Below are 24,671 nucleotides of genomic sequence, written 5' to 3'. Positions count from 1 at the left end.
TTTCTATGATTGCAAAAGTAACCACCCTGCAAAGATAAACATTTATGGAAAAACCATCCTTAATTCCATAAAATTCTATTGACAAATCATAAAAAAGAAGGGCACTTGTTTGCGCAAGTACCCTTCCTTCATTTATAGAACGGAGTAATTATTTCTTTCCAGCTTCCATCTGTTCCTTCAAGGCAGCCAAAGCATCAATGTCACCCAGAGTAGTAGATGCAGCCTGGTTTTGGATAGCAGGAGCAACGTCTTCTCTCTTACCGGTTGACTTCTTAGTAGCAGCCTTCTTTTCAGCTCTTTCTTCTGCCTTTGCAGCATCTTCGAAGATACGGCTGTGAGAAAGGATGATACGCTTAGCGTCCTTGTTGAACTCAATTACCTTGAATTCAAGCTTCTCGTCCAACTGAGCTTGTGATCCGTCTTCCTTAACGAGGTGCTTCGGAGTAGCGAAGCCTTCTACACCATAAGGCAGAGCAACTACAGCACCCTTATCCAGCATTTCGATGATAGTACCTTCGTGTACAGAACCTACTGTAAATACAGTTTCGAATACATCCCAGGGATTTTCTTCGAGTTGCTTGTGGCCAAGGCTCAAGCGACGGTTTTCCTTGTCGATTTCCAGAACTTGTACGTCGATGTCTGCACCAATCTGAGTGAATTCAGACGGATGTTTAACCTTCTTCGTCCAAGACAGGTCAGAGATGTGAATCAAGCCGTCAACACCTTCTTCGATTTCAACGAATACGCCGAAGTTAGTGAAGTTGCGAACTTTTGCAGTGTGCTTGCTGCCGATAGGATACTTCTCTTCGATAGTTTCCCAAGGATCAGACTTCAGCTGCTTGATACCCAAAGACATCTTACGCTCTTCGCGGTCCAAAGTCAGGACTACTGCCTCAACTTCGTCACCTACCTTCATGAAGTCTTGTGCAGAACGCAAGTGCTGTGACCAAGACATTTCAGATACGTGAATCAGACCTTCAACACCCGGAGCGATTTCGATGAATGCACCGTAGTCAGCCATAACTACAACTTTACCCTTCACGTGGTCGCCAACCTTCAGGTTAGCATCCAGTGCATCCCAAGGATGCGGAGTGAGTTGCTTCAAGCCGAGAGCGATACGCTTCTTCTCATCATCGAAGTCAAGGATAACGACGTTGAGTTTCTGGTCGAGTTCAACCACTTCTTTCGGATCGCTAACACGGCCCCAAGAAAGGTCTGTAATGTGAATCAAACCATCTACGCCACCCAAGTCGATAAATACACCATAGGAAGTGATATTCTTAACGGTACCTTCGAGAACTTGTCCTTTTTCGAGTTTACCGATGATTTCCTTCTTCTGTTGTTCCAGTTCGGCTTCGATAAGAGCCTTGTGGGAAACAACCACATTCTTGAATTCCTGGTTGATCTTAACAACCTTGAATTCCATAGTTTTGCCAACGAATACATCGTAGTCGCGGATAGGCTTCACGTCGATTTGAGAACCCGGCAAGAAAGCTTCGATGCCGAATACGTCTACAATCATACCACCCTTTGTGCGGCACTTGATGTAACCCTTGATAATTTCTTCGTTTTCCAAAGCTGCGTTTACGCGATCCCAAGAACGGGTAGCACGAGCTTTACGGTGAGACAGAACGAGCTGTCCTTTCTTGTCTTCCTGATTTTCGATGTATACCTCAACAGTATCACCAACCTTCAGCTCAGGATTGTAACGGAATTCACTCATCGGAATGATACCGTCTGATTTGTAACCGATGTTCACAACTACTTCACGCTTGTTCATTGCGATTACGGTTCCATCAACTACCTCGCGGTCGTTAACCTTGTTCAACGTATTGTCATACGCCTTTTCCAGTTCTTCGTGGCTTGCACTGGCTACTGATTCGCCGTTCTCATAAGCATCCCAGTTGAAGTCTTCAATAGGAGCTACATTCTTTAAATTTTCCATTAATAAATAAATTGTTTAACTCGTTAATTAAGTGAGACTTTATGTTGACTCATTGTAAATCGGGCGCAAAGATAGAAGTATTTTCTTGAACTACAAAACAAAAAGCATTCAAAACAGCAGTGGAATAATCAATTAAAGAATAAAAAAAATGTTACCTTTGCATCGTTTCATTTATACATAATCTCAATAATTTATCATGAAAAAGATAATCGCATGCATTTCCATCATTTGCTATACATTATTATGTTATAGCCAAAATCAGACAACGGACAACAACTACCGTACGCAAAAGAACATTTCCTATCTTCATCCCGGCGAAAAAGACAGTTATAAGCTGGAGCGTTGCAAGCTCGACCTCCATTATCCTACTGATAAAAAAGGATTTGCCACCCTTATCTGGTTCCACGGCGGAGGACTGGAAGCCGGAGAAAAACATTTTCCGAAGGAGTTCCTGGAGCAAGGCTACGCCGTGATAGCCGTAAACTACCGACTCAGCCCGCGTGCCCAAAATCCTGCCTACACGGAAGATGCCGCAGAGGCCGTTGCTTGGACTTTCGAGAATATAGAAGAATTCGGAGGAGATAAAGACAAAATATACATAGCCGGTCATTCAGCCGGTGGTTATCTCTGTCTGATGCTCAATCTGGACAAGAGTTACCTGGCAAAGTGGAATATTGATGCCAACAGCCTGGCAGGCGCTTTCCCCATCAGCGGACAGACCACCACTCATTATACCATCCGCAAAGAACGCGGACTGCCTTCCGACACTCCGATTATAGATAAATATGCTCCTTCCAATAACGTAAGAAAAGACGCTTCACCCATGATACTTATCACTGGCGACAAAGAGTTGGAGATGCTGGCACGCTATGAGGAAAACGCCCATTTATATGCCCTCCTCAAAGCATTGGGACAAAAAACCACCCTCTATCAGATGGAGGGATTTGACCACGGTACGGTGGCCGCTCCCGCATGTACCTTGATAAACAGCTATATGAAGAAGGCAGGCAAGAAGTAACCACTACCCTTGCCTTTCTTTTATATATGCCAATGCCGCTCCTATTGCTGTTCTATATTCAGCATAGGGCGGTATATGAAAATGTACATGATAGATGGCTTCCATTTTAGAAAACACCTCCCGGCACTGGGGCAGTTGGGTGAGATTTCCTATCAGAACGAAATCCTTGATAGGACTGTTCAAAGCTGACAGTACAGCAGCTCCTCCAATGGTTTGAAGTACCGTATAAATTATACCGCAGGCAATATCTTCTTGAGAAGCATTGCTATCTGCTTTCCCGAAAAGAGAGGCGGTAGCACTCACTGGCAAGTCAGGCAAAGCAGTGTTGCAAATATCACCTATCTGCAAGTTGACACGAGTTACATCCCCTTTCTCAGCCAACTCGGACACCTGATGAATATCATGAGTTTTCAACAGCAACCTCGATAATCCCTGCAAGGTACCTCCACCAATCCCCAAGCCGCCAATATGCTGCACCTTGTCTCCGTCTATTTTCACAAAAGAAGTGCCGGTACCCATGCTGACTACAATCAGTTGGTCTATATCCGTTGCATGTCTGGCTCCCAAACCATTGGCAATAAACTCATCCGTTTTGCGAGTAGGCAGTCCATATAGAGGGCTGTTGACAAATGCGCTTCCCACTCCCGTCAGCATCACCTGCTCCACATCGGCCAGCTGTATACCATTGTCATAAATATACTTACCGAATGCTCCGAATAAGGAAGTCACCGGGTCGGTAGCCGTAATAAACATTGGAGACTGTATCTGTTCTCCATTGATTCCAACGATTTTCGTGGTACTTCCACCCACATCTATTCCTATTACTATACCCATAGCTCCAAGCAATTTGCAGCAAAGTTACAAAAGAATCAATAATTGACAATTGATTAATGTGATAATGTGCCAATATGCTAATTGGCTGCGCTATGTTTATGCTACGCCATCACGCCCTGGTCATTGACACATTGGCACATTAATCACATTACCACATTGCTATCTGTTAAACAGTTCGAAGGTAAATTTGCAACCTATTTCCTGATACTTCCAGTTTGCAAAGCTGGCAAACAAGCCAAAGTCAAATATATGTGTACCAATGCCATACCCTACTTCCAGATAAGGTTTCAAGTGAGGAACCACCAATGCATTCAGATACAGACGTTCATTCAATACATATTGGGTATATTTCATCAGATGGCGGAGCAGGAGGAAAGGCGCTTCATAGGTAAGGTGTCCGCGGATATATTTACGGGAAGAGTTATACCAGCGGCCGTCCAGCAACTGGAACACCCCGCCAATATCATCACTCCAACCCATAGGAAGATTGGAACGCCGCAAATTGGCAAAGTCCACAAAGTACAGTTCCTTCTGATTGGTAAACTCTCCCCAACCAAAACGCCAATAAATATCACGCATCAAGCCCAAAGAAACCTGATGCTGCAAATCAATCTCTACACGCTCGTACGAACCACTGCTCTGCAACACTCCACTGAGTCCCCGCTCCCAATCTACTGAGATGGAAGGATACTTGGAATGAAGATTTACTTTACGGTCGCCATTCATATAATAGTATTGTCCCGGAGTCCAGGTGAGGCGGACGCGGGGAGCAAAACTATTATAGGTATGGCGGAACTTGTTCAGGATATTCGGGTCAAAATTCGGAAAGAAGGATGAACCTCCGGAACCGGCACGGGTGGCCGACTTGGTAGGCGGCATGCTCGGGTAGTTCAGTTCAAACCGGGAGCGGTTCACTTCCGTACGTCTGTGCATGGATACACCCACTTCCAGCGACAGACCGTTTACTATTTCCCAGCTATGACGCAGATTCAGATACAAATCTTTGAAATAATCCAAGTGTATCTGGTTGAAGTCAAAAATACTGTCGGGGATGGCTTTCAGGTCGTCCAGCACATCACTGCTGTAAATCCGGTTACCGTTACCAAACTCCAGATGCAATGCTGCACGCTTACGGGGCCAATAATCAAAATCGGACCTCACCCTCCAGTAAAACTCTTTTTCCTTAAAATTATAACCTATCCGGGGAACGATGCGCAGCAGGCGATCACCGGTAAAAATACGGTTGTACTTGAACTCCTGCCGATACGAAATTCCATGCTTGCCGCTATAGCTCAAAAGAAAAGGATTGATTAGTGGTGAACAGCGCACACTCCCCAATTTATCAAGGTCTACCGTATAGCGACTGATCAATGCATCTCCAATCTGCCCCCAAAACTCCAAGTTCTTATTCACCGGTTTCTTTTTCCGGGCGAGCGTATCCCGACTCAAAAAGAAATCCTGATACAGTGTCTCCTCATGCGGAGTCAAAGGAATGGGACGCAAAGTTTTAAAGTAAGCAGTATCACGTAGATAAGCATTCGTATCAGTACGCAACGTGTATGAATCGGACAAGTCATATTTACTTTTCTTCACCGACCTCCGTATATCACTGCCAGAAGTTTTCTGAATGATGTTCTTATAATCGAGTACAGCTTCATAAGTGCCATCTACCACATTTCCCAAAAAACGAAACGTTGCATCCACATCATACTGCAACGGAAGAAATTCGTCCGAATCGCCCACATTACCCATCTTCACCAGATTATTGAACCGCACCATCTCATTACGTCCGGAAAAACGCATCTCGCGTACACTCCACACGTTATCACTCACAATCAGATAACCGCCCACCAGCTGAAAGCTTTTGCTTTTTGGCATAAAACGGATTTTATACTGAAGGGCATGCCGTTCCCCCATCACCGTATCAATCCGATAGGTATAATATTTTTTGGCATTGGGTGCTAAAGGAGAGAGTAGTTTGTCATATAATAAGGTAGAAGAATAGATGTTGATGTGAAAATATTCCGGCAGCCGTCCGTCCATTTCCCAAAACTCGGAAGCAGTACCGACACTTGCCTTTACCTTCTGGTCATAGATGTCGGGAGCAGTAAAATGCAAATCGCTATAAGTTTCCATCATATATTCCCGCACCCCTTTCTTGGGCCGGAACATGGAAGGGATGTAGCGGAGAATATGATTCTTCTTACGGATATTCACCCAGCCCTTTATGTAAAGCTCAGCCTTATAACTTTCAATAATACGTTCATAAAGGGGGGCAAAGAAGATGACTTTCTCCATGATGGAGTCTGCCGAACTCACATGTTTGTCAACCGGATAAGATACACGCTCCGCCCCTGCCTTCTGTACAAAAGAAAACAAGAAGCAAATCCAAATCCATATAAACAACAAACGTTTCAACCGCAATTTCTCCTTATAGAATCGGGACAAATATACGGAAGAATTTGTGTAATGCAAAAACATGTTCCATAAAGAAGCGGGAATGACACTTGTGACACCCTTTATTATAAAACATATGTTACGCGCGAGAGACAATAATACACAAGCACACATAGTTTGTGCGAGATAAATACGAACCTATATTAATTGTTATAAAAAGGGTGCCACAAGTGTCATGTACAGAATGATTCGTAATTGTGACACATGAAAATTACTAATCACGACGCACTAAGATTACTAATCGTGATGCGGAAAGATTACTAATCATGGCATGTAACAAACGCAAGCTTTTGGTCGTTTTTCCATAACAAGCAGACTTTTTAGGGGGGCTATTCTCAAAAAACACTAATATTTTCGAGAATACCCCCTAAAAAAGAGGGGGTAGTTCAGAAAAAACATGTATTTTTGCGCCCAACAACCAATAAAAGGAGAGACTTATATGTCAAAAATGCGATTTTTTGCTTTGCAAGAACTTGCCAATCGGCAACCTCTTGAAGTGACCACCCCTTCAAACAAACTGTCCGACTACTACGGCAGCCATGTCTTCGACCGTAAGAAAATGCAGGAATACCTGCCTCGTGAAGCCTACAAAGCCGTGACCGACGCCATCGAAAAAGGCACTCCCATCAACCGCGAAATGGCAGACCTGATTGCCAACGGCATGAAAAGTTGGGCAAAGTCCCTCAACGTCACCCACTACACGCACTGGTTCCAGCCTCTGACGGACGGAACAGCCGAGAAACATGACGGCTTCATCGAATTCGGAGAAGGAACGGAAGTGATTGAACGTTTTTCCGGCAAACTGCTCATCCAGCAGGAACCGGATGCATCCTCTTTCCCCAACGGAGGTATCAGAAACACATTCGAAGCACGAGGATATACTGCTTGGGATGTTTCCTCACCTGCCTTTGTGGTAGATACCACACTTTGCATCCCCACTATCTTCATCTCTTATACCGGCGAAGCGCTCGACTACAAGACTCCATTGCTCAAAGCCTTGGCAGCCGTAGACAAAGCAGCGACAGACGTATGCCAGTTGTTCGACAAGAATATCACACGCGTTTATACCAATTTAGGCTGGGAACAAGAATATTTCCTCGTCGACTCGGCACTGTACAATGCCCGCCCGGACCTTTGTCTGACCGGACGTACCCTGATGGGACACTCCTCGGCCAAAGACCAGCAGCTGGAGGACCACTATTTCGGCTCCATCCCCCCACGTGTCACAGCTTTTATGAAAGAACTGGAAATCGAATGTCACAAACTGGGTATCCCGGTCAAGACCCGCCATAACGAAGTAGCTCCCAACCAGTTTGAGCTGGCGCCTATCTTTGAGAATGCCAACCTTGCCAACGACCACAACCAGCTTGTGATGGATCTGATGAAACGCATCGCACGCAAGCATCACTTCGCCGTACTGCTTCACGAAAAACCCTACAACGGCGTGAACGGCTCCGGCAAGCACAACAACTGGTCGCTTTGCACCGATACGGGTATCAATTTGTTTGCACCGGGCAAGAATCCGAAAGGGAACATGCTGTTCCTTACCTTCCTGGTAAACGTACTGATGATGGTATACAAAAACCAGAACTTGCTGCGCGCCTCCATCATGAGTGCCGGAAACAGCCACCGTCTGGGAGCCAATGAAGCGCCTCCCGCCATTCTGTCCATCTTCCTGGGCAAACAGCTGTCTTCCATCCTCGACGAGATAGCCCGCCAGATAAGCAGCAGCAAGATGACATCGGAAGAAAAGACAACACTGAAATTAGGCATCGGACGTATTCCCGAAATATTACTGGATACCACCGACCGTAACCGTACTTCTCCATTCGCCTTTACCGGCAACCGCTTTGAGTTCCGTGCCGCAGGTTCATCTGCCAACTGCGCTGCCGCCATGATTGCCATCAATGCGGCTATGGCCAATCAGCTGAACGAGTTCAAAGTATCCATCGACAAACTGATGGAAGAAGGGGTCGGCAAGGATGAAGCCATCTTCCGCATTATGAAAGAGACCATCATCGCCTCCGAGCCTATCCGCTTTGAGGGTGACGGCTACTCCGAACAATGGAAGCAGGAAGCTGCACGCCGTGGGCTGACCAACATCTGCCACGTTCCCGAAGCCTTGATGCACTACATGGATAACCAGTCCCGTTCCGTACTCATCGGCGAACGTATCTTCAACGAAACGGAGCTTGCCTGCCGCCTGGAAGTAGAACTGGAGAAATACACCATGAAGGTACAGATAGAAAGCCGTGTGCTGGGCGACCTTGCCATCAACCACATCGTACCGACTGCCGTTATCTACCAAAACCGTCTGCTGGAAAATCTCCGTGGCCTGCGCGAGACCTTCTCTCCCGAAGAATACGAAGTCCTCAGTGCCGACCGGAAAGAGCTTGTACGCGAAATTTCCAAGCGCGTAACAGCCATCAAGGTACAAGTACGCGAAATGACCGAAGCCCGCAAAGTAGCCAACCACATGGATAACTACAAAGACAAGGCTTTCGCTTACGAAGAAACCGTACGCCCTTATCTGGAAAGTATCCGTGACCACATCGACCACCTTGAGATGGAAATTGATGATGAAATCTGGCCGCTTCCGAAATATAGGGAGCTGCTGTTTACAAAGTAGGCCTCTCCCTAGCCCCTCCCCCGCAGGGAGGGGGATAGAGATACTACGATAAACAATTAAGTTACTACGATTTACGATTTGACGGTTTACGGTTGGAGTTACTCATACAATCATAAACCCACCTGCTAATGAGCAGTTGTTTAACAATACAAACTTCAATCGTAAATCGTCTAATCGTAAATATATAGATTTTCCTTTATCTCCCCCCTACGACATCTTTTTGTCATATTTGTGCAATATTTAATTTTTTCTTTTTACATTTGTGCTGTATAACACAGTTTTGCAGCAGTTATGGTAAAAGTAAACTTGTCTGATATTAATGTTCCGGAGTTGATTGCAGATATATGGTCTCCCTTGAATGACGAACAGCGGGAATTCCTCGCCAACCACTTCACACTCCAGAACTACAAAAAAAACGAAGTCATCCATTGCGAAGGCGAGACACCTACGCATTTGATGTGTCTGCTGAGTGGAAAGGTCAAAATCTATAAAGACGGAGTCGGTGGTAGAAGCCAGATTATCCGTATGATTAAACCTGTCGAATATTTCGGTTACCGCCCTTACTTTGCAAAAACAGACTATGTCACGGCAGCATCTGCATTCGAGCCGTCTCTTGTTTGCCAAATCCCCATGACTGCCTTGATGACTCTGCTCACACAAAACAACGACCTTGCCATGTTCTTCATCAAGCAATTGTCCGTTGACTTGGGCATTGCCGATGAACGCACTGTAAACCTGACGCAGAAACATATCCGCGGAAGACTCGCAGAATCCCTACTATTCCTCAAAGAAAGTTATGGTTTGGAGGAAGACGGCTCCACCTTGAGTATCTATCTCTCGCGTGAAGATCTGGCCAATTTGTCAAACATGACCACTTCCAACGCCATACGTACGTTGTCACAGTTTGCCACAGAACGGTTAATCACCATCGACGGGCGTAAAATCAAAATCATAGACGAAGAAAAGCTGAAGAAAATCAGCAAGATAGGATAAGGAATAAGTGACAAGGGATAAGCGATTAGGGGTTAGCATAATAAAAACACATTGTTGTCATCCTAACCCCTAATCACTAATCACTAAATCAGTCCTTTCGCAGACAAATATCTTTCCGCTTCAATGGCTGCCTGGCAACCAGTTCCGGCAGCGGTGATGGCTTGACGATAGTGAGGATCAGCAACGTCTCCGGCGGCGAATACGCCCGGCACTTTCGTACGCGGTGTTCCCGGCTCGGTGACGATATAACCTACTTCGTCCGTATCTACATAAGGTTTGAAAATATCTGAGTTGGGTTTATGGCCGATAGCCAGGAAGAAACCGTCAATAGCCACATCATAGCGCTTCTCATCAGGTTCACCCATACGCTGTACCAAATGTACACCTTCCACACCGTTCTCTCCAAACAAGCCTACGGCATTATGTTCGAACAGTACTTCAATCTTGTCATGCTTCATCACACGCTCCTGCATAATCTTGGAAGCGCGGAGATAAGGTTTGCGGACAATCAGATAAACCTTGGCAGCCAGTCCGGCAAGGTAAACAGCTTCCTCGCAGGCAGTATCTCCACCCCCTACAACAGCTACCGTTTTCTTGCGGTAGAAGAAACCGTCACAAGTGGCACAAGCGCTGACACCCATTCCCGCATATTTCTTTTCATCCTCCAGCCCCAGATACTTCGCAGCGGCACCTGTAGCAATAATCAGCGTTTCAGCCTCAATCATCTTTTCGTCATCAATCGTAATCTTGTAAGGTGCTTCAGCAAGATTGGCTGCGGTAGCAACTCCATAACGCAAATCTGCGCCAAAACGTTCGGCTTGCTTCCGCAGGTCTTCCATTAATTCCGGACCTCCGATACCTTGGGGATAACCGGGGAAATTCTCCACATCAGTAGTGGTTGTCAACTGGCCACCGGGCTGCAATCCTGCATAAAGTACCGGTGAAAGATTGGCACGGCCTGCATAAATAGCGGCAGTATAGCCGGCAGGACCCGAACCGATAATCAGACATTTTACTTTTTCTGTTTCCATCATTATATTATTTACTATTTGACTATTTACAATTTACTATTTAGCGCATGTCGATGACTTCAGCTGTGGGATAGGCTTTTTTGTCAAAGACAAAAAAACTATCCGGATAGGATTGTCCTGTCTGGTAGCTATCAATAAGGATAGTAGTCATATACTTACTCCCCCGTGGTGCCAAGTCCACTTGATGCAGACGATACGTATCCTTTGTCACAAACAGATAGACACTTTCAGGGTCTTTTCTCTTGTCGGCAGCAGTCATGGTGATGTAATAAACAGACTTGTCTTGCTTACCACCGACACTGCTCAACTTCAATCTGTATCCCTGCTTGTAGAGGGACAACCAAGCATACGGATTAAGAGTCTGCAATTCCTCCTGCGTAGGTTCCGATACATTCACCTCATCTGCCGAAGCCACATAGCTCCACTGCGTATGTCCGTCAAACCAAGTCTTCATTCCCTCGGTCTCAACCACAAACTTCTCACCTTCCAGATAGAGAACTCCCGCATAAGAGCCTTGTTGTTCGTTCACGGTAAACGCCAGCTTCACCCCTCCCGCTTTCCGAAAGGCTTCGGCTGTACGCTCCAATATATTCTTGGCATCCGGTTGTTGTGCCGACATCGGCACAGCAAACAACAGCAATAGCACACCAAGTAAAAGCTTATCAAATTTCATCATTCTATAAATAACCATTCCTTATTGCAAATTGTTTAACCGCATTTCCAGGTCGCTCTCATCTATACAGAACACCTCACGCGCCTTACTACCTTGCGCCGGTCCCACAATCCCCGCTTTCTCCAACTGGTCCATGATGCGGCCGGCACGATTATAACCGATGGCAAACTTACGCTGAATGAGCGATGTGGAACCCTGCTGGTGAATAACAACGAGACGGGCTGCATCCTCGAACAAAGGATCGAGACGTCCCATATCCACATCCCCCAAATCACCTCCTGCATTTTCATCCACATATTCGGGCAGATAGAAAGCAGTGGGGTAACTCTGCTGGCGGGCGATAAACTTCGTAATCTCCGCCACTTCGGGCGTATCGATAAAGGCACACTGCACACGCACCGGGTCAGCTCCCTGCAGGAATAACATATCACCGCGGCCTATCAGCTGGTTGGCTCCCGGACGGTCGAGGATGGTACGCGAATCGACCATTGCCGATACACGGAAGGCGATACGCGCCGGGAAGTTGGCCTTAATCGTACCCGTAATGATGTTTGTTGTCGGTCGCTGTGTAGCGATAATCATATGTATACCCACGGCACGCGCCAACTGGGCGATACGTGCGATGGGCAGTTCCACATCCTTACCGGCTGTCATAATCAAGTCACCGAACTCGTCGATAACGACTACGATATAAGGCATGAACTTATGCCCCTTTTCCGGATTCAGACGACGGTTGATGAACTTCTCGTTATACTCCTTGATATTGCGCACATGGGCAGCTTTCAGCAAGTCATAGCGAGTATCCATCTCCACACAGATGGAGTTCAAAGTCTGCACCACCTTCGTGACGTCCGTAATGATGGCATCTTCCCCGTCGGGTAATTTCGCGAGGAAGTGATGCTCAATTACGGAGTAGATGCTGAATTCTACTTTTTTGGGGTCTACCAGCACAAACTTCAGCTCTGCCGGATGCTTCTTATATAATAAGGAGGTGATGATGGCATTCAACCCCACGGACTTACCCTGACCGGTAGCACCGGCAACGAGCACGTGCGGCATCTTGCACAAATCCACCATAAACACTTCATTCGTAATCGTCTTACCCAGTGCGATGGGCAAGTCGTAAGTAGACTCCTGGAACTTCTTGCTGCCGATAATACTCTGACCGGATACAATCTTCGGATTGGAGTTGGGCACTTCGATACCAATCGTACCCTTTCCCGGAATGGGAGCGATGATACGGATGCCGAGCGCCGAAAGGCTGAGGGCAATATCATCTTCCAGACCGCGTATCTTCGAAATGCGGACGCCCTGCTCGGGAGTGATTTCATACAGCGTCACCGTAGGACCTACCGTCGCCTTAATGGTACTGATTTCTATACCGAAACTACGCAGAGTATTGATAATCTTATCCTTGTTCGCGTTCTGCTCTACCATGTCAATGGTCGGACCATTGTCATCGTAATGCTTCATCAGGTCTATTGTGGGGTAATGATAGTTTTCCAAATCCAGACGGGGATTGTACGGCTCCTTCTCCGTTCCCACATACTCCTCCTCTTCGGCCTTTTCAACCTGGAATGCCGGCTCCTTCTCTACCGGCTGTTCCCGAAAAGGGGGCACCGGCTCCGGTGCAGGAGTCTCAAAAGTCATGGTAACGTCCTCATCCGCAGACTTGGCAGGCTTTATCTTTCCATCACTTCCACCCAAGTCAAGGGTGATTTCATTCAGCGGTTCGTCCTCTTCTTCCTCTATAGCAATCTCCTCCTCCTTTTCAAGAACCTTTTCCGGCTCCGCAGCTTCCGGTGTCGGAGCAGCCGCCTTTTCCTTTGCACCCCAAGAGGTCTTGAACTCTTCCGGCGTTTCACCCTGCACGCTTTCCGCCTTCTCCTTACGCTTCAAGAAGCTGAGACTGAACAATCTGCGCAACCAGATGACAGTCCTTGCACTCAGATAGATGAGGAAGCAGATGGCAGTTACCAACAATAGCAGCCATACTCCCGGCACACCGACTTGAGACACAAGCCAGTTGCTGACATTGTATCCGTGCATACCGCCCAGATAGAGGAAAGAGTCCTTGTACTGGTCTACAAACACAAAACCGAAAAATACCGAGAACCACACCAGCATCAACGAACAGCCGATGAACCACTTCCACAAGCGCACCACACGCACCCGCATCAGCTTCAATCCCGCCACAGCCAGGAACACGAGAATCAAGAAAGACGATACGCCGAAACAATCATTTATCAGATAGCTGGCCAACTGCGCACCGCGGCTACCGGCGTAGTTCTTCACCCCATTATTGGTGGAAATCAGCTCCTGCGCACTGCCTCCGTCAATGATGCTCTGGTCTGCCGCTCCCGTGAAAAAGAACGACGAAAAGGCGAGCAACAAATAAACCGAAAAGATTACCAGTACCAAGCCGATAACGAAATGAACAGTTTCACTTCTAAATAACGCTGCCACTTTCCCAAAAAACGAGAGTGACAGCTCCGTATCTTTAGCTGTTGAATTTTTCTTTGCCATATTTTTTAAATAACTATTGAGAATTGATTGCAAAAATAATAAAAACTATCCTTCTGCCGCGTTGTTTTCATTCTTTAATTTCTCGTCTGCCGATTATAGGTATTCCTAATCTACAACTGTAGTTTTATCGCATGTTTTACTTACATGCTTGCATGAAATGACATAGCGCACTAATTTACAACAGATTGCGCCATGCAAGCAGACCTCATGCAAGCATGCAGGCAGATTTTGCCTACATGACGCAATCCATGCAAGCCCTATACGCATCAACCTACTCTTTTTCCTTCAAAAAATAAATCGGCTGTTTCTGCAACCCTTTGTTCACCAACACATTCTCCTCACAAAGACGACGAATCTGCCGCGTCGCAGTCGTGCGGGTCATGCCGCAAATCGACTGTACAACACTGCGGGTGATGAACTCATTCTTACGTAGATAGTTCACCACTTTTTGCTTCACCTCATCATCCGTCAGCCTCTTTTTCGTGAGATTCCGCAATTTCAGCGGCTTTACCTTCAATACTCCTATCTCACTGCGCAGCGCCTTGTCCGGTCTGAAAGTGATGTTTTTCAACTTTACCTTAGTACTTTTCCGCTTTGTCTCCAGTGTCACCGGTTCCGTGCAGGTCAGCGTAGGAACAAAGTAACCGATGCCGTCCAAATGAACCTGCCTGCCCTCCCCCAGCTCGCGTCCCACAAAATGCGACAAAGCATCGAGTACCGCCAGTACATCCGTCTCGGTCAGCGAGCAGTATTCTTGTATATGCCTGCGCAGCTCATCGGTCGTCGTGGAGCCGTTCAGTTTAATCCGGGGATGCAGGGTCAGTTCTTCCCCTTGTTTATCCTTCGTTTTCGGGTTTTCGTACCAATCAAATAAAATTGCCATATTCTTTCCTCCATTTTTAGATTCATTTCTGTTGCTGTCTGCAGGTTTCGCTCATACAAAGTACCGGCTTTCATTAGGCAGAGCATGGGTCTTCCTTACGCAAAGAAGCGTTCTTCCTTCTGCTGAAAGCTTATCAAAAAAAGATGCGCACAGCTGTGGTTTACCTTCTTCATATTTGTGATACACCTTCTTCACAACTATGAGAAAGACATTCCACGACTGTGCGCAACTACAAACTACAGAGGCAAAGATAATGAAAAGCAGGGGGCTTGGCAAAGGAATGCTAATCTTTTTCAGATTGAAGCATGTAATAATGCGGTAATAATAGCGCTATTTGCCCAGTTCCATAATTGCAATAATTAATCTTCATCATCATCGTCATAATCTTCATCGTAGTCATCATCGTCACCATCCCATCTACACCCACAAGCATCACAAGCATAATCATTAATACCACTTGAATCAGGATAGACCAAATGCGAGCCACACTCAGGGCAACGCAACTTGTTGTTATCATCATCGTCATCCGCAATTTCATCACATGGCCATTCTCTTCCACAATCCGGACAAACATAATTCACGCCATCGAAATAGGCATTCTCATTCAAACAAAAAATACATTCCATAACTATCTTATTTTTAATTATTACTTTTATTCATTATTCTTTTTGCATATAAGCAGCATTTAATCAGCACAACTCCCACCAGCATAGAACAGACAATGCCAATTGCAATGAAAAGAGGACTTCTATCAGCGGAAGCAATGCCGTTTTTTGCCAACACCAAAAGTCCCGTCTGAAAACAAACGGCCGACAACAAGCAGAACAGCAGCACATTGCGTTTCCAATGTTTTGGCATCGGTTCATTTTTTTCTACCTCTTCTACCATTTCCTTCATTGCTTCTTCAATCCATATCTTCATCTTCATTGTCTTGAGGATTTATTTCATATTTGGGGTCTAAATCATATCTGTACGCAAGCAAAAAATCGGCCTTTTTATCTTTGGGTTTACAAAGAGAATACAATATGGCCCCTACTACCAATGGGGCAGCCGCAACAACTGCAATCCCTGCCAGCATACCACCTCCTATTATACCGCCAATTGCAGCCAATCCGGAGGTTATTCCTGCTGCCGACAACCCAGCAACAACACCTGAAGCCGAAATCAAGCTTATCATTCCTGCCACCGTACAAGCAGATCCTCCACTTGCCATTATTTTGGCAACCAAATCATCTTTGTCTTTTCTAGTCATCTTTTTGTAAGCATCAAAATCTTTGCCTAATACAACGGTGAACATGATACAGAATTCTGCATAGCACACGTCAGTGGGATAGCTCTTGCCCTCGGCCAAACGTGTAATTGCGTACTTCGACATTGTCATAGCCACTGCAAGTTCATCAATAGAAATAGAAGAATTACTCATGAATGAATGCAAAAACGGAGCGAAACCGACTCCTTTTGGAAATTCTTGATTTTCCATAATCTTTTTTTTAAAAGTTTATATTATGGCGCCCTCTGCCTATAAAAACAAAAAGCAACCGTTAGCATTAACGATTGCAAAAGTATGGGGGAAGAACCAGCTGTGAAATAGACGTCTACAAAAAAGACAATCAACCTCTTTATCCATTTCCACATTTATCTTTAAAGGTTTTCCATTTTTTCTCTGGTAAGCCTAATGTGTCATTTACGATTTTCCAAGCGTCCTTTGGCAGGTCTAATAGAGTTTGCAATATTTTCCATGAATTTATTATTATAGATGTAGCATCCTTCTTACTATCACACAATTTTCTTATTGTTTCCCCGAAAAATCCGCCGTTCATAGTCATCAAAATCTTGCTGATAGACGTGTAAGGAGGTGACACCACTCCTCTATTATGTTCTATATCACACTTAGAAGTATCTAATGTTCCCAAATAAAATTGCATATACCCCAAAAGAAGTCTAATCATGTAGATAAATTGTTTATTAGTTTTCTGCTGCAAATCTCGCTCCTTCACATCTGCATTTCGTACTATCCGCCACGCTGCCTCATAGTGTTTTTCTTTTCTCAGATATCCACTTTCAGTGGTCTTTTCCAGTAGTTTCTCAAACATTTCTTTATTTGTCTTCTCCTTTCCCTTTTTCGACATTTGGCCTATCTCTTCAAGCAGTTCCTGATACGCTTTTTTTGTAAAGTTAACATCAGCAGAGAAACGTATCTTATCCTCTTCCTGAGGCTCTTTCCGAGAGCCAGAACGTTTTCTCAGAGCCTCAACATCTTCATTTTCAAGATACCCCTCATATATACTTCTTATAAGACGAACCGCCCTTGCACCCACCTCCACAATATCCTCATCTTCATGAAGAGTAATCCAAAAGGGCCAATAAGTATGGTTGTTCGCATTATTTGTAGGCTTAAAGCGATGAGTGAAAGATTTCCCCGGAAATGTATTTTCAAGAACAGCAGTAACATAATAACGAATATCTTTCCATTCTTCATTGAACATTTTTTCCCCATCTTCATCATTCCCATCAAGAATCAGCCCCTTACATCCATAATAAATGCCGACAACCGGTTCATACACATCATATTCTATCAGAAATTCATACCCTCTGCATCCATCCTTACTGTACAATGTCCCCAGCTTGTACATCATGTGATGTGGAGCCTTGTTCCCATGAAAAGAAGCATCCGCTTTAAAATCCTCCACTTCATCCAGCAGCCTCATCTTCTTTTTATAAAACTCTGAAGCTTCGTCATTTAACCTTTTCCAATGCTCCCGGTTCCTCTCTCTGATTTTATCTTTCTCCATCTCAGAGACAACCTCCTGACAGTTCACATCACATTCGGCCCCATCAAAATCAATGCTAACACTGGAAAAGTATTCAAGGGCTGCCTGCACTTCTTTCTTTTTAGCATAGACCTGCCTCGCTATAAAGATGCAAGCCTCCCGCGTAAGGTGATAGTTTTCCACGCTCCTACGCGCACCAGAGCCTACCCCAACCATTTCAACCATCAGGTTAAAATGCTCATCCACATTTATACCATCCGCTTCGGCAGACCTCATGGCTTTTGCCAATGGAACGGAAAATTTCTGGTACGTACTATACCCCAAAGCAGCGCACAATTCCCTCGAAGTCCAGTATGACCGTCCTTGCCCATCAAACTTCCTTATTTTCTCAAAAGGTGATTTATCACTGATTTTCAATTCTTTATTCATAAAGACAGAAACAAATTACATGATATAAAAATCCTCATCTATAATGACGAACACTCAACAACACTAATATCAAGCATGAAGATAGCAATAAAAAAACATCCCGTCACATAATTGGAAACATTTTGTATACAGAGAGACGGGAGCAATGCCCTATATTTGCAACCGGTCAATCAATCACCGGCCATGAAAAACAGGTAGTTTATGAGAAATCTCATTGTATTATGCTTATTGGCATGTCTGGCATCATGTACAGACAAAAAAGAATTCCAGACAATAAGAGAACGAATCGATTTATCAGGAAATTGGAACAGTTCATTAGGGAACTGCACATTGCCCGGTACGACGGATGAAAACAAGTTGGGAGACGGCAGGCATCCCACCAATGTAACCTCCCAGTTGACACGGACTTATCCCTACTCCGGCATCGTAGAATATGAAAAAGATGTTGAAATTCCCGTACAGATGGAAGGGAAACGCCTGATACTCTTCATGGAACGTACAAAGCCCAGTACTCTCTGGATAGACGGGGACAGCGTCGGCACGTTGGGACATATCTATGCACCTCACTGCTATAGCCTGCCGGCCTTGGCACCCGGCAGCCACCATATAAAGATACGCATTGACAATTCCCCCAGCTCCGTACCAGCCGAAATCCAAAGCTCGCATGCCTGGACCGACGGCACACAAACCAACTGGAACGGCATTTTGGGTGACTTCTACATCGAAGCTACCCCGCACACCTATCTCAAGCAGGTACAAGTCTACCCGTCTGTAAAGGAGAAAAAGGCCCGCATCCATGTAAACATATACAGCGATTCGGAGCAATCGGGCATAGTGGCCCTTTCCGCCAAGACGTGGAACACCCAACAAGAACACCGGTTGCCGGACATGGAAAAACAAGTCGGCTTGAGCAAAGGCGAAAATAAGATAGAACTGGTGCTCGACATGGGGAACCGAATGCAGACATGGAGCGAATTCCACCCCACACTTTATGCACTGAACGTGTCCCTTGCCACAAACGAGGGCAAAGACAATATAATAACAGATTTCGGCATGCGCGACTTTGCCACCGAAGGTACTCAGTTCACCATAAACGGCTTCAAGACCTTCTTGCGCGGCAAACACGACGCTTGCGTATTCCCACTTACCGGATATGCGCCGATGGATGTAAAGTCCTGGCGAAAAGTTTTTCAAACAGCCAAGAGCTATGGCATCAACTACTACCGTTGCCATTCCTACACCCCGCCCCGCGCCGCTTTTGCCGCTGCCGACATCGAGGGTATCTATTTCCAAGCCGAGTTGCCTTTATGGGGAAGCATTTCACCGGACAACCATCGCCTGAATGACTTCTTGCTGAACGAAGCCTATATGACCCTCGACTACATGGGCAATCACCCCTCATTCACCATGTTGGGACTGGGCAACGAGTTGGGTGGCGACGTTGACCTGATGCGCAATTGGCTGGACGGATTCAGAAAACATGACAACCGCCATCTCTATTCGTTCGGTTCCAACAACTTCCTGGGTTGGGGAGGTGCCATAGACGGTGAAGATTATCTGACAACCTGCCGGGTAGGAGGAGGCGAAGGCTATACAACGCACGTACGCAGTTCGTTTGCCTTTGTCGATGCCGAAAAGGGAGGTATCTTGAACAACACCCGTCCCAATACCCGTGCGGATTATACTGCTGCCATAGCGAAATCTCCCCGACCGGTCATCAGTCACGAAACCGGACAGTTCCAAATTTATCCCGACTACAAGGAGTTGGAGAAATACACCGGCGTATTGCATCCATATAACTTGGAGATATTCCGTGACCGGCTCAATGAAAATGGACTGCAGAACCAGATTGACGCATTCCATCAGGCCACCGGCCGGTTTGCCGTCGAATGCTACAAGGCTGATATTGAATACGGCCTGCGCACTGCCGGTTTAGGCGGATTCCAGATGCTCGACCTTCAAGACTTTCCCGGACAAGGCTCGGCACTGGTAGGCATTCTGGATGCTTTCATGGACAGCAAAGGCATTGTCACTCCCGAAACATTCCGCGGCTTTTGTGCTCCGGTGGTACCGCTGGCGCTTATGGACACCTACTGTTACAGCAACAAAGAAGAGCTGAACATAGGACTCGCCCTGACAAATTACGAAGAGCAACCATGGTCTGATGCATTATGCTGGCGTCTGGAAAGCCTGAGTGACAGCGTAACTTTTGTTCGCGAAGGCAAAGTCCCCGCCCATGTAGAGCAAGGAAAAGTAATGCAGGTGGGCGAGTTGAAAAGCACCCTTACCGAAATAGACAAGCCTGCCCAATTGCGACTGACACTGACCACCGGGAATTATCATAACTATTATAACTTATGGGTATACCCCGACCGGACACCGGAAAGCGAAGCGGACATCTTCATCTGTCAGTCCTTGGATGACGAGGCGCGAAAGAGACTGAGCCAAGGAGGGAAGATACTGCTTATACCCGACCACAAAGCCATTGAAGAACAGAGTGTAGGTGGACTTTTTACTCCTGACTACTGGAACTATGCCATGTTCAAAAGCATTTCGGAAAACGCCGGCCGCGAAGTTTCGCCGGGCACCCTCTCCTTGCTGATGGACGAGAAACATCCCTTGTTCCGGCAGTTCCCCACCGAGTGCCATAGCAACTGGCAATGGTGGAGCATCGTACGCCATGCCCGCCCCTTTATTCTGAACGCTACACGCCACGAATACAAGCCGCTTATCCAAGTAGTAGACAATGTGGAACGGAACCACAAGTTAGGCTTGCTGTTCGAATTTGCCGTAGACAACGGTAAGGTATTGGTTTGTATGAGCAACCTCGAAGCAATTCGCCACACTCCGGAAGGAGGTCAGCTGCGCAATGCCATTTTAAGCTATATGAAGTCGGCTGAGTTCTCTCCCACCGAGACGCTGACCTCACAGCAGTTGCAGCACATATTAACAACCGAGGTGAGGAAGCAAGACATTGTCGGCGTGAAAAACCAGTCGGATTACGACGTACAGCCGGAATAAATATGAGAAGTTTCATCATAATTCCACTTTTCCTCGGCTGTCCCGTCATTTTTCAGTAGCTTTGCGGACTTTAATACAGCAAGCACCCCATGAAACTTACCCTTATACGCACCGCTCGTGAAACCGGCAAAGAGACATTCAGCACATGGCCCAGCGACACCTTGATGGAGAAGATGAAAACCGAGAACAAAGCCGGACACATATCCGCCTTGCGCAGCCTCATTCCCCACATCACCGGAAGCAACGGACACTACCCCTGCATAGACAAACTGCCACGCATCTGCCCTGCCGCAGAATATGCCCGCAGCAAAGAGGGGGAAAGATACCTGAAAACCTACAACGGACTGGTACAGATTGAAGTCAACCACCTGGCCAATGCCGTGGAAGTGGAGCAAGTAAAGCGCCAGGCGGCCCTGCTGCCACAAACTTTTGCCGCCTTTTGCGGAAGCAGCGGACGAAGCGTAAAAATATGGGTACTGTTTGCCACCCCCGACGGTTCGCGCCCCAGGCAGGAAGAAAAAATCAGGCTGTTTCATACCGCTGCCTACCGGCTCGCCGTAAACTGTTATCAGCCCCTGCTCCCCTACCCCGTCACACTGAAAGAACCTGCCGTGGAGCAAAGCTGCCGCATGACGCTCGATGACCGTCCCTATTACAATCCGTCTGCCGTCCCTTTCTGTCTGGAACAGCCTTTGTCCGTGCCCGACGAGCCCACCTTCGGCCAACGGAAACAGACCGAAGCAAACCCGCTGATGCGCATTGCCCCCGGCTATCCGGCCTCCCAAACCTTCTCCATCCTCTTCGAAGCCGCCCTGAACCGTACCTTCGAAGAGCTGGAAAACTGGAAACGGGGCGATGACCTTCGCCCCCTGCTCTACCTGCTTGCCAGGCATTGCTACAAAGCCGGCATTCCCGAAGAAGAGGCAGTACGTCAAGTCATGATGCACTACTACCGCGAAGCGGATGAACAACTGGTGCGCATGACCCTGCACAACCTCTACCGCGAATGCAAAGGCTTCGGCACCCGCAGCAGCATGACCCGCGACCAAATCACCGCCTTCCGCCTGGAAGAATTCATGAACAGACGCTATGAGTTCCGCTGGAACACCGTGCTGGGAGAATTGGAATTCCGCCAACGGGACTCCATACACTTCCATTTCCGCCCTGCCGACCAGCGGGTAAGAAGCAGTATCGGACAGAATGCCCTGAAAGAAGGAATCAGCGTATGGGACAGAGATGTGGCACGCTACCTCAACTCGGACGCCATTCCCTTGTACAACCCCATCGAAGAATATCTGAACAGCACCGGACATTGGGACGGCAAGGACCGTATCCGCGCATTGGCCGACCTCGTCCCCTGCAACAATCCGTACTGGCGGGAACTCTTCTACCGCTGGTTTCTCAGCATGACGGCGCACTGGCAAAACATCGACCGTCAGCATGGAAACAACACGTCTCCCCTACTGGTCGGAGCCCAAGGCTATCGTAAAAGTACCTTCTGCCGCATCCTGCTGCCACCCGAACTGCGCTTCGGATATACCGACAGTATCGACTTCAAAAGCAAGCAGGACGCAGAGCGGAGCCTCGGCCGCTTTTTCCTGATAAACATCGACGAATTCGACCAAATCAGCGTCAATCAGCAAGGTTTTCTAAAGCATCTGCTGCAGAAACCCGTGGCAAACCTGCGCAAGCCTTACGGCACCGCCATCCAGGAAATAAGACGCTACGCCTCCTTTATAGCCACCAGCAACCAGAAAGACCTGCTGACAGACCCCAGCGGCAGCCGCCGTTTCATCTGCATCGAAGTCACCGGCCCCATCCATACCAATGTCACCATCAACTACCGGCAACTCTACGCACAAGCCATGGATGCCATAGCCAAAGGTGAACGCTACTGGCTGGACGATTCCGACGAAGCCATCTTGAAACAGACCAACCGGGAGTTTGAACAGCCCACACCGTTGGAACAGCTCTTCCTCTGCCACTTCCATCCCGCCGAAAATGAAGAGGAAGGAGACTGGATGACCCCTATGGAGATTCTCTCCTTCTTGCAAACCAAGACCAAAGACCGGCTGTCCATCAATAAAGTGGCTCTGTTCGGACGTGCACTCCACAAACTGGGCATCAGCAGCCGCCGGAAGACAAGAGGAACAGAATATCATGTAGTGAAAAAAGAATAATCCTGCCAATTAATTTGCTTCTACTTTCGGTTTGCGCTATCTTTGCGTTTCAAATCAAGAAGATATGAAAAAAGAAAGTCAAGTGATATTCGACCGGAATGCCGTAGAGTTTGTGACCGTAGCCGCCGAGTTTTGCAAGTTTCTGGAACAAGCGGAAGGGGTGAAACGTTCCGCGTTCGTCGATACCTCCTTAAAAATACTTCCGCTGCTCTACCTGAAGGCCTCCATGCTGCCCGAGTGCGAAACCATAGGAGACGAGGCGCCGGAAACATTCGTCACCGAAGAGACCTATGAGGTACTCCGCATGAACCTCGCCAATATCCTGGCCGAGAAAGACGACTACCTGGACGTATTCGTATCTGACATGAAGTATAGTGACCAGCCCATCACCAGGAACATTTCCGAAGACTTGGCCGACATATACCAGGACATCAAGGACTTTATCTTCGTATTCCAGCTGGGTTTCAACGAGACGATGAACGATTCGCTTGCCATCTGCCAGGAAAACTTCCGCCTCCATTGGGGACAAAAGCTTGTCAACACCCTGCGTGCCCTGCACGAGGTGAAGTATGCGCAAGGCGAGGATGAAGAGGAGGAAACCGCAGACTTTGAATATTAAATTATGGTTATCAAAAGAACAATAGATAAAGAAACAGTGAAAGACCTGCCCAAAGCCGCCTTTCCGGGACAGATACATGTCGTACAGACACCGTGGGAAGCGGAGAAGGCAGTCGCCTATCTGAAGTCCTGCCCGTTGCTGGGCATAGACAGCGAAACCCGTCCATCGTTCACAAAAGGACAGATACACAAGGTGGCCCTGCTGCAGATTTCCTCAGAGGAACATTGCTTTCTGTTCCGCCTCAACCTGACGGGACTGACTCTGCCGGTTATCACATTGCTGGAAAACCCAAGCGTAACGAAAGTAGGCCTTTCCTTGCGGGACGACTTCATGATGCTGCACAAACGCGCGCCCTTCGAACAGCATGCCTGCATCGAATTGCAGGAATATGTCCGCGCTTTCGGCATCCAGGACAAAAGCCTGCAGAAGATATACGCCATCCTCTTCGGGGAAAAGATTTCGAAAAGCCAGCGCCTTTCCAACTGGGAAGCCGAAACCTTGACCGAACCGCAGAAACTGTATGCCGCCACCGATGCTTGGGCATGCCTCAACATCTACAACAGGCTGCAAGAACTGAAACGGACAGGAGATTTTGAGATAGAAGCCAATAATAATGTGGTAATGTGATGCACATTATCAGATTACCACATTAATCACATTAT

The 24,671-nt window shown here is 47.0% G+C and carries 18 protein-coding genes; 7 read left to right on the top strand and 11 right to left on the bottom strand.

The genetic code is table 11. The annotated features are described in order from the left end of the window. Positions 1–148: 148 nt before the first annotated feature. Positions 149–1,945 carry a 30S ribosomal protein S1 gene (gene rpsA, locus DWY55_RS07535; RefSeq protein WP_005831997.1) on the bottom strand — a complete coding sequence of 599 codons (1,797 nt, stop codon included), beginning with the start codon at positions 1,943–1,945 and terminating at the stop codon, positions 149–151. Positions 1,946–2,141: 196 nt separating this feature from the next. Between rpsA and DWY55_RS07530 the strand changes: the two genes are divergently transcribed. Next, positions 2,142–2,963 (top strand): alpha/beta hydrolase, encoded by an 822-nt coding sequence (locus tag DWY55_RS07530; protein WP_005832910.1) that lies wholly within the window; start codon positions 2,142–2,144, stop codon positions 2,961–2,963. Positions 2,964–2,966: 3 nt separating this feature from the next. On the opposite strand, the gene coaW is transcribed toward DWY55_RS07530, so the two are convergent. Next, a complete protein-coding gene (gene coaW, locus DWY55_RS07525; protein ID WP_005832001.1) occupies positions 2,967–3,797 on the bottom strand; it encodes a type II pantothenate kinase in 831 nt (276 codons plus the stop codon). A 159-nt stretch (positions 3,798–3,956) separates the two neighbouring features. After that, positions 3,957–6,278, bottom strand: coding sequence for a DUF5686 family protein (locus DWY55_RS07520; RefSeq protein WP_057255727.1), 2,322 nt, complete (start codon positions 6,276–6,278; stop codon positions 3,957–3,959). A gap of 415 nt (positions 6,279–6,693) precedes the next feature. On the opposite strand from DWY55_RS07520, the gene DWY55_RS07515 reads away from it, so the two are divergent. Both DWY55_RS07515 and DWY55_RS07510 read left to right on the top strand, forming a co-directional pair. Then, positions 6,694–8,883: a glutamine synthetase III gene (locus DWY55_RS07515; protein WP_005832915.1), complete on the top strand. Its 2,190-nt coding sequence runs from the start codon at positions 6,694–6,696 to the stop codon at positions 8,881–8,883. 291 nt (positions 8,884–9,174) lie between these two features. Further along, positions 9,175–9,876 (top strand): Crp/Fnr family transcriptional regulator, encoded by a 702-nt coding sequence (locus DWY55_RS07510; RefSeq protein ID WP_005832010.1) that lies wholly within the window; start codon positions 9,175–9,177, stop codon positions 9,874–9,876. An 83-nt stretch (positions 9,877–9,959) separates the two neighbouring features. Here DWY55_RS07510 and trxB read toward each other — a convergent pair whose 3' ends face one another. The 8 genes from trxB to DWY55_RS07465 all read right to left on the bottom strand — a co-directional run bounded on the left by trxB (position 9,960) and on the right by DWY55_RS07465 (position 18,189). Then, on the bottom strand, positions 9,960–10,910 hold the full coding sequence (gene trxB / locus DWY55_RS07505) for a thioredoxin-disulfide reductase (RefSeq protein ID WP_057255730.1): 951 nt from the start codon (positions 10,908–10,910) through the stop codon (positions 9,960–9,962). 37 nt (positions 10,911–10,947) lie between these two features. Then, complete coding sequence (locus tag DWY55_RS07500; protein WP_005832014.1) at positions 10,948–11,598, bottom strand: LolA-like putative outer membrane lipoprotein chaperone; 651 nt, start codon at positions 11,596–11,598, stop codon at positions 10,948–10,950. A 3-nt stretch (positions 11,599–11,601) separates the two neighbouring features. Continuing rightward, a complete protein-coding gene (locus tag DWY55_RS07495) occupies positions 11,602–14,106 on the bottom strand; it encodes an FtsK/SpoIIIE family DNA translocase (protein ID WP_118936839.1) in 2,505 nt (834 codons plus the stop codon). 271 nt (positions 14,107–14,377) lie between these two features. Next, the gene (locus DWY55_RS07490; protein ID WP_005832923.1) at positions 14,378–14,989 is read right to left on the bottom strand and encodes a winged helix-turn-helix transcriptional regulator; all 612 of its coding nucleotides are present in this window, start codon (positions 14,987–14,989) and stop codon (positions 14,378–14,380) included. A gap of 359 nt (positions 14,990–15,348) precedes the next feature. Then, positions 15,349–15,615: a hypothetical protein gene (locus tag DWY55_RS07480; protein WP_005832022.1), complete on the bottom strand. Its 267-nt coding sequence runs from the start codon at positions 15,613–15,615 to the stop codon at positions 15,349–15,351. Positions 15,616–15,628: 13 nt separating this feature from the next. Then, positions 15,629–15,916, bottom strand: coding sequence for a hypothetical protein (locus tag DWY55_RS07475; RefSeq protein WP_034532966.1), 288 nt, complete (start codon positions 15,914–15,916; stop codon positions 15,629–15,631). Then, positions 15,894–16,469, bottom strand: a complete 576-nt coding sequence (locus tag DWY55_RS22185) for a hypothetical protein (protein ID WP_008665198.1) — start codon at positions 16,467–16,469, stop codon at positions 15,894–15,896. Before DWY55_RS22185 ends, DWY55_RS07475 begins: the two co-directional genes overlap by 23 nt. 139 nt (positions 16,470–16,608) lie before the next feature. Continuing rightward, the gene (locus DWY55_RS07465) at positions 16,609–18,189 is read right to left on the bottom strand and encodes a hypothetical protein (RefSeq protein ID WP_057258636.1); all 1,581 of its coding nucleotides are present in this window, start codon (positions 18,187–18,189) and stop codon (positions 16,609–16,611) included. Between the two features lie 201 nt (positions 18,190–18,390). Between DWY55_RS07465 and DWY55_RS07460 the strand changes: the two genes are divergently transcribed. The 4 genes from DWY55_RS07460 (at position 18,391) to DWY55_RS07445 (ending at position 24,636) form a co-directional block, all read left to right on the top strand. Next, positions 18,391–21,210: a glycoside hydrolase gene (locus tag DWY55_RS07460; protein ID WP_120178050.1), complete on the top strand. Its 2,820-nt coding sequence runs from the start codon at positions 18,391–18,393 to the stop codon at positions 21,208–21,210. Between the two features lie 89 nt (positions 21,211–21,299). Then, positions 21,300–23,390 (top strand): BT4734/BF3469 family protein, encoded by a 2,091-nt coding sequence (locus tag DWY55_RS07455; protein ID WP_008665191.1) that lies wholly within the window; start codon positions 21,300–21,302, stop codon positions 23,388–23,390. A gap of 64 nt (positions 23,391–23,454) precedes the next feature. After that, on the top strand, positions 23,455–24,009 hold the full coding sequence (locus DWY55_RS07450) for a DUF5063 domain-containing protein (protein WP_008665189.1): 555 nt from the start codon (positions 23,455–23,457) through the stop codon (positions 24,007–24,009). A gap of 3 nt (positions 24,010–24,012) precedes the next feature. Next, positions 24,013–24,636: a 3'-5' exonuclease gene (locus DWY55_RS07445; protein WP_008665187.1), complete on the top strand. Its 624-nt coding sequence runs from the start codon at positions 24,013–24,015 to the stop codon at positions 24,634–24,636. Positions 24,637–24,671 lie beyond the last annotated feature (35 nt).

It is taken from the genome of Bacteroides sp. AF25-38AC (genome assembly GCF_003602995.1).
In the GTDB taxonomy this organism is placed as follows: Bacteria; Bacteroidota; Bacteroidia; order Bacteroidales; family Bacteroidaceae; genus Bacteroides; species Bacteroides uniformis.
The sequence above is the reverse complement of the archived record's forward strand: the minus strand, read 5'-3'. Positions and strand labels throughout refer to the sequence as shown.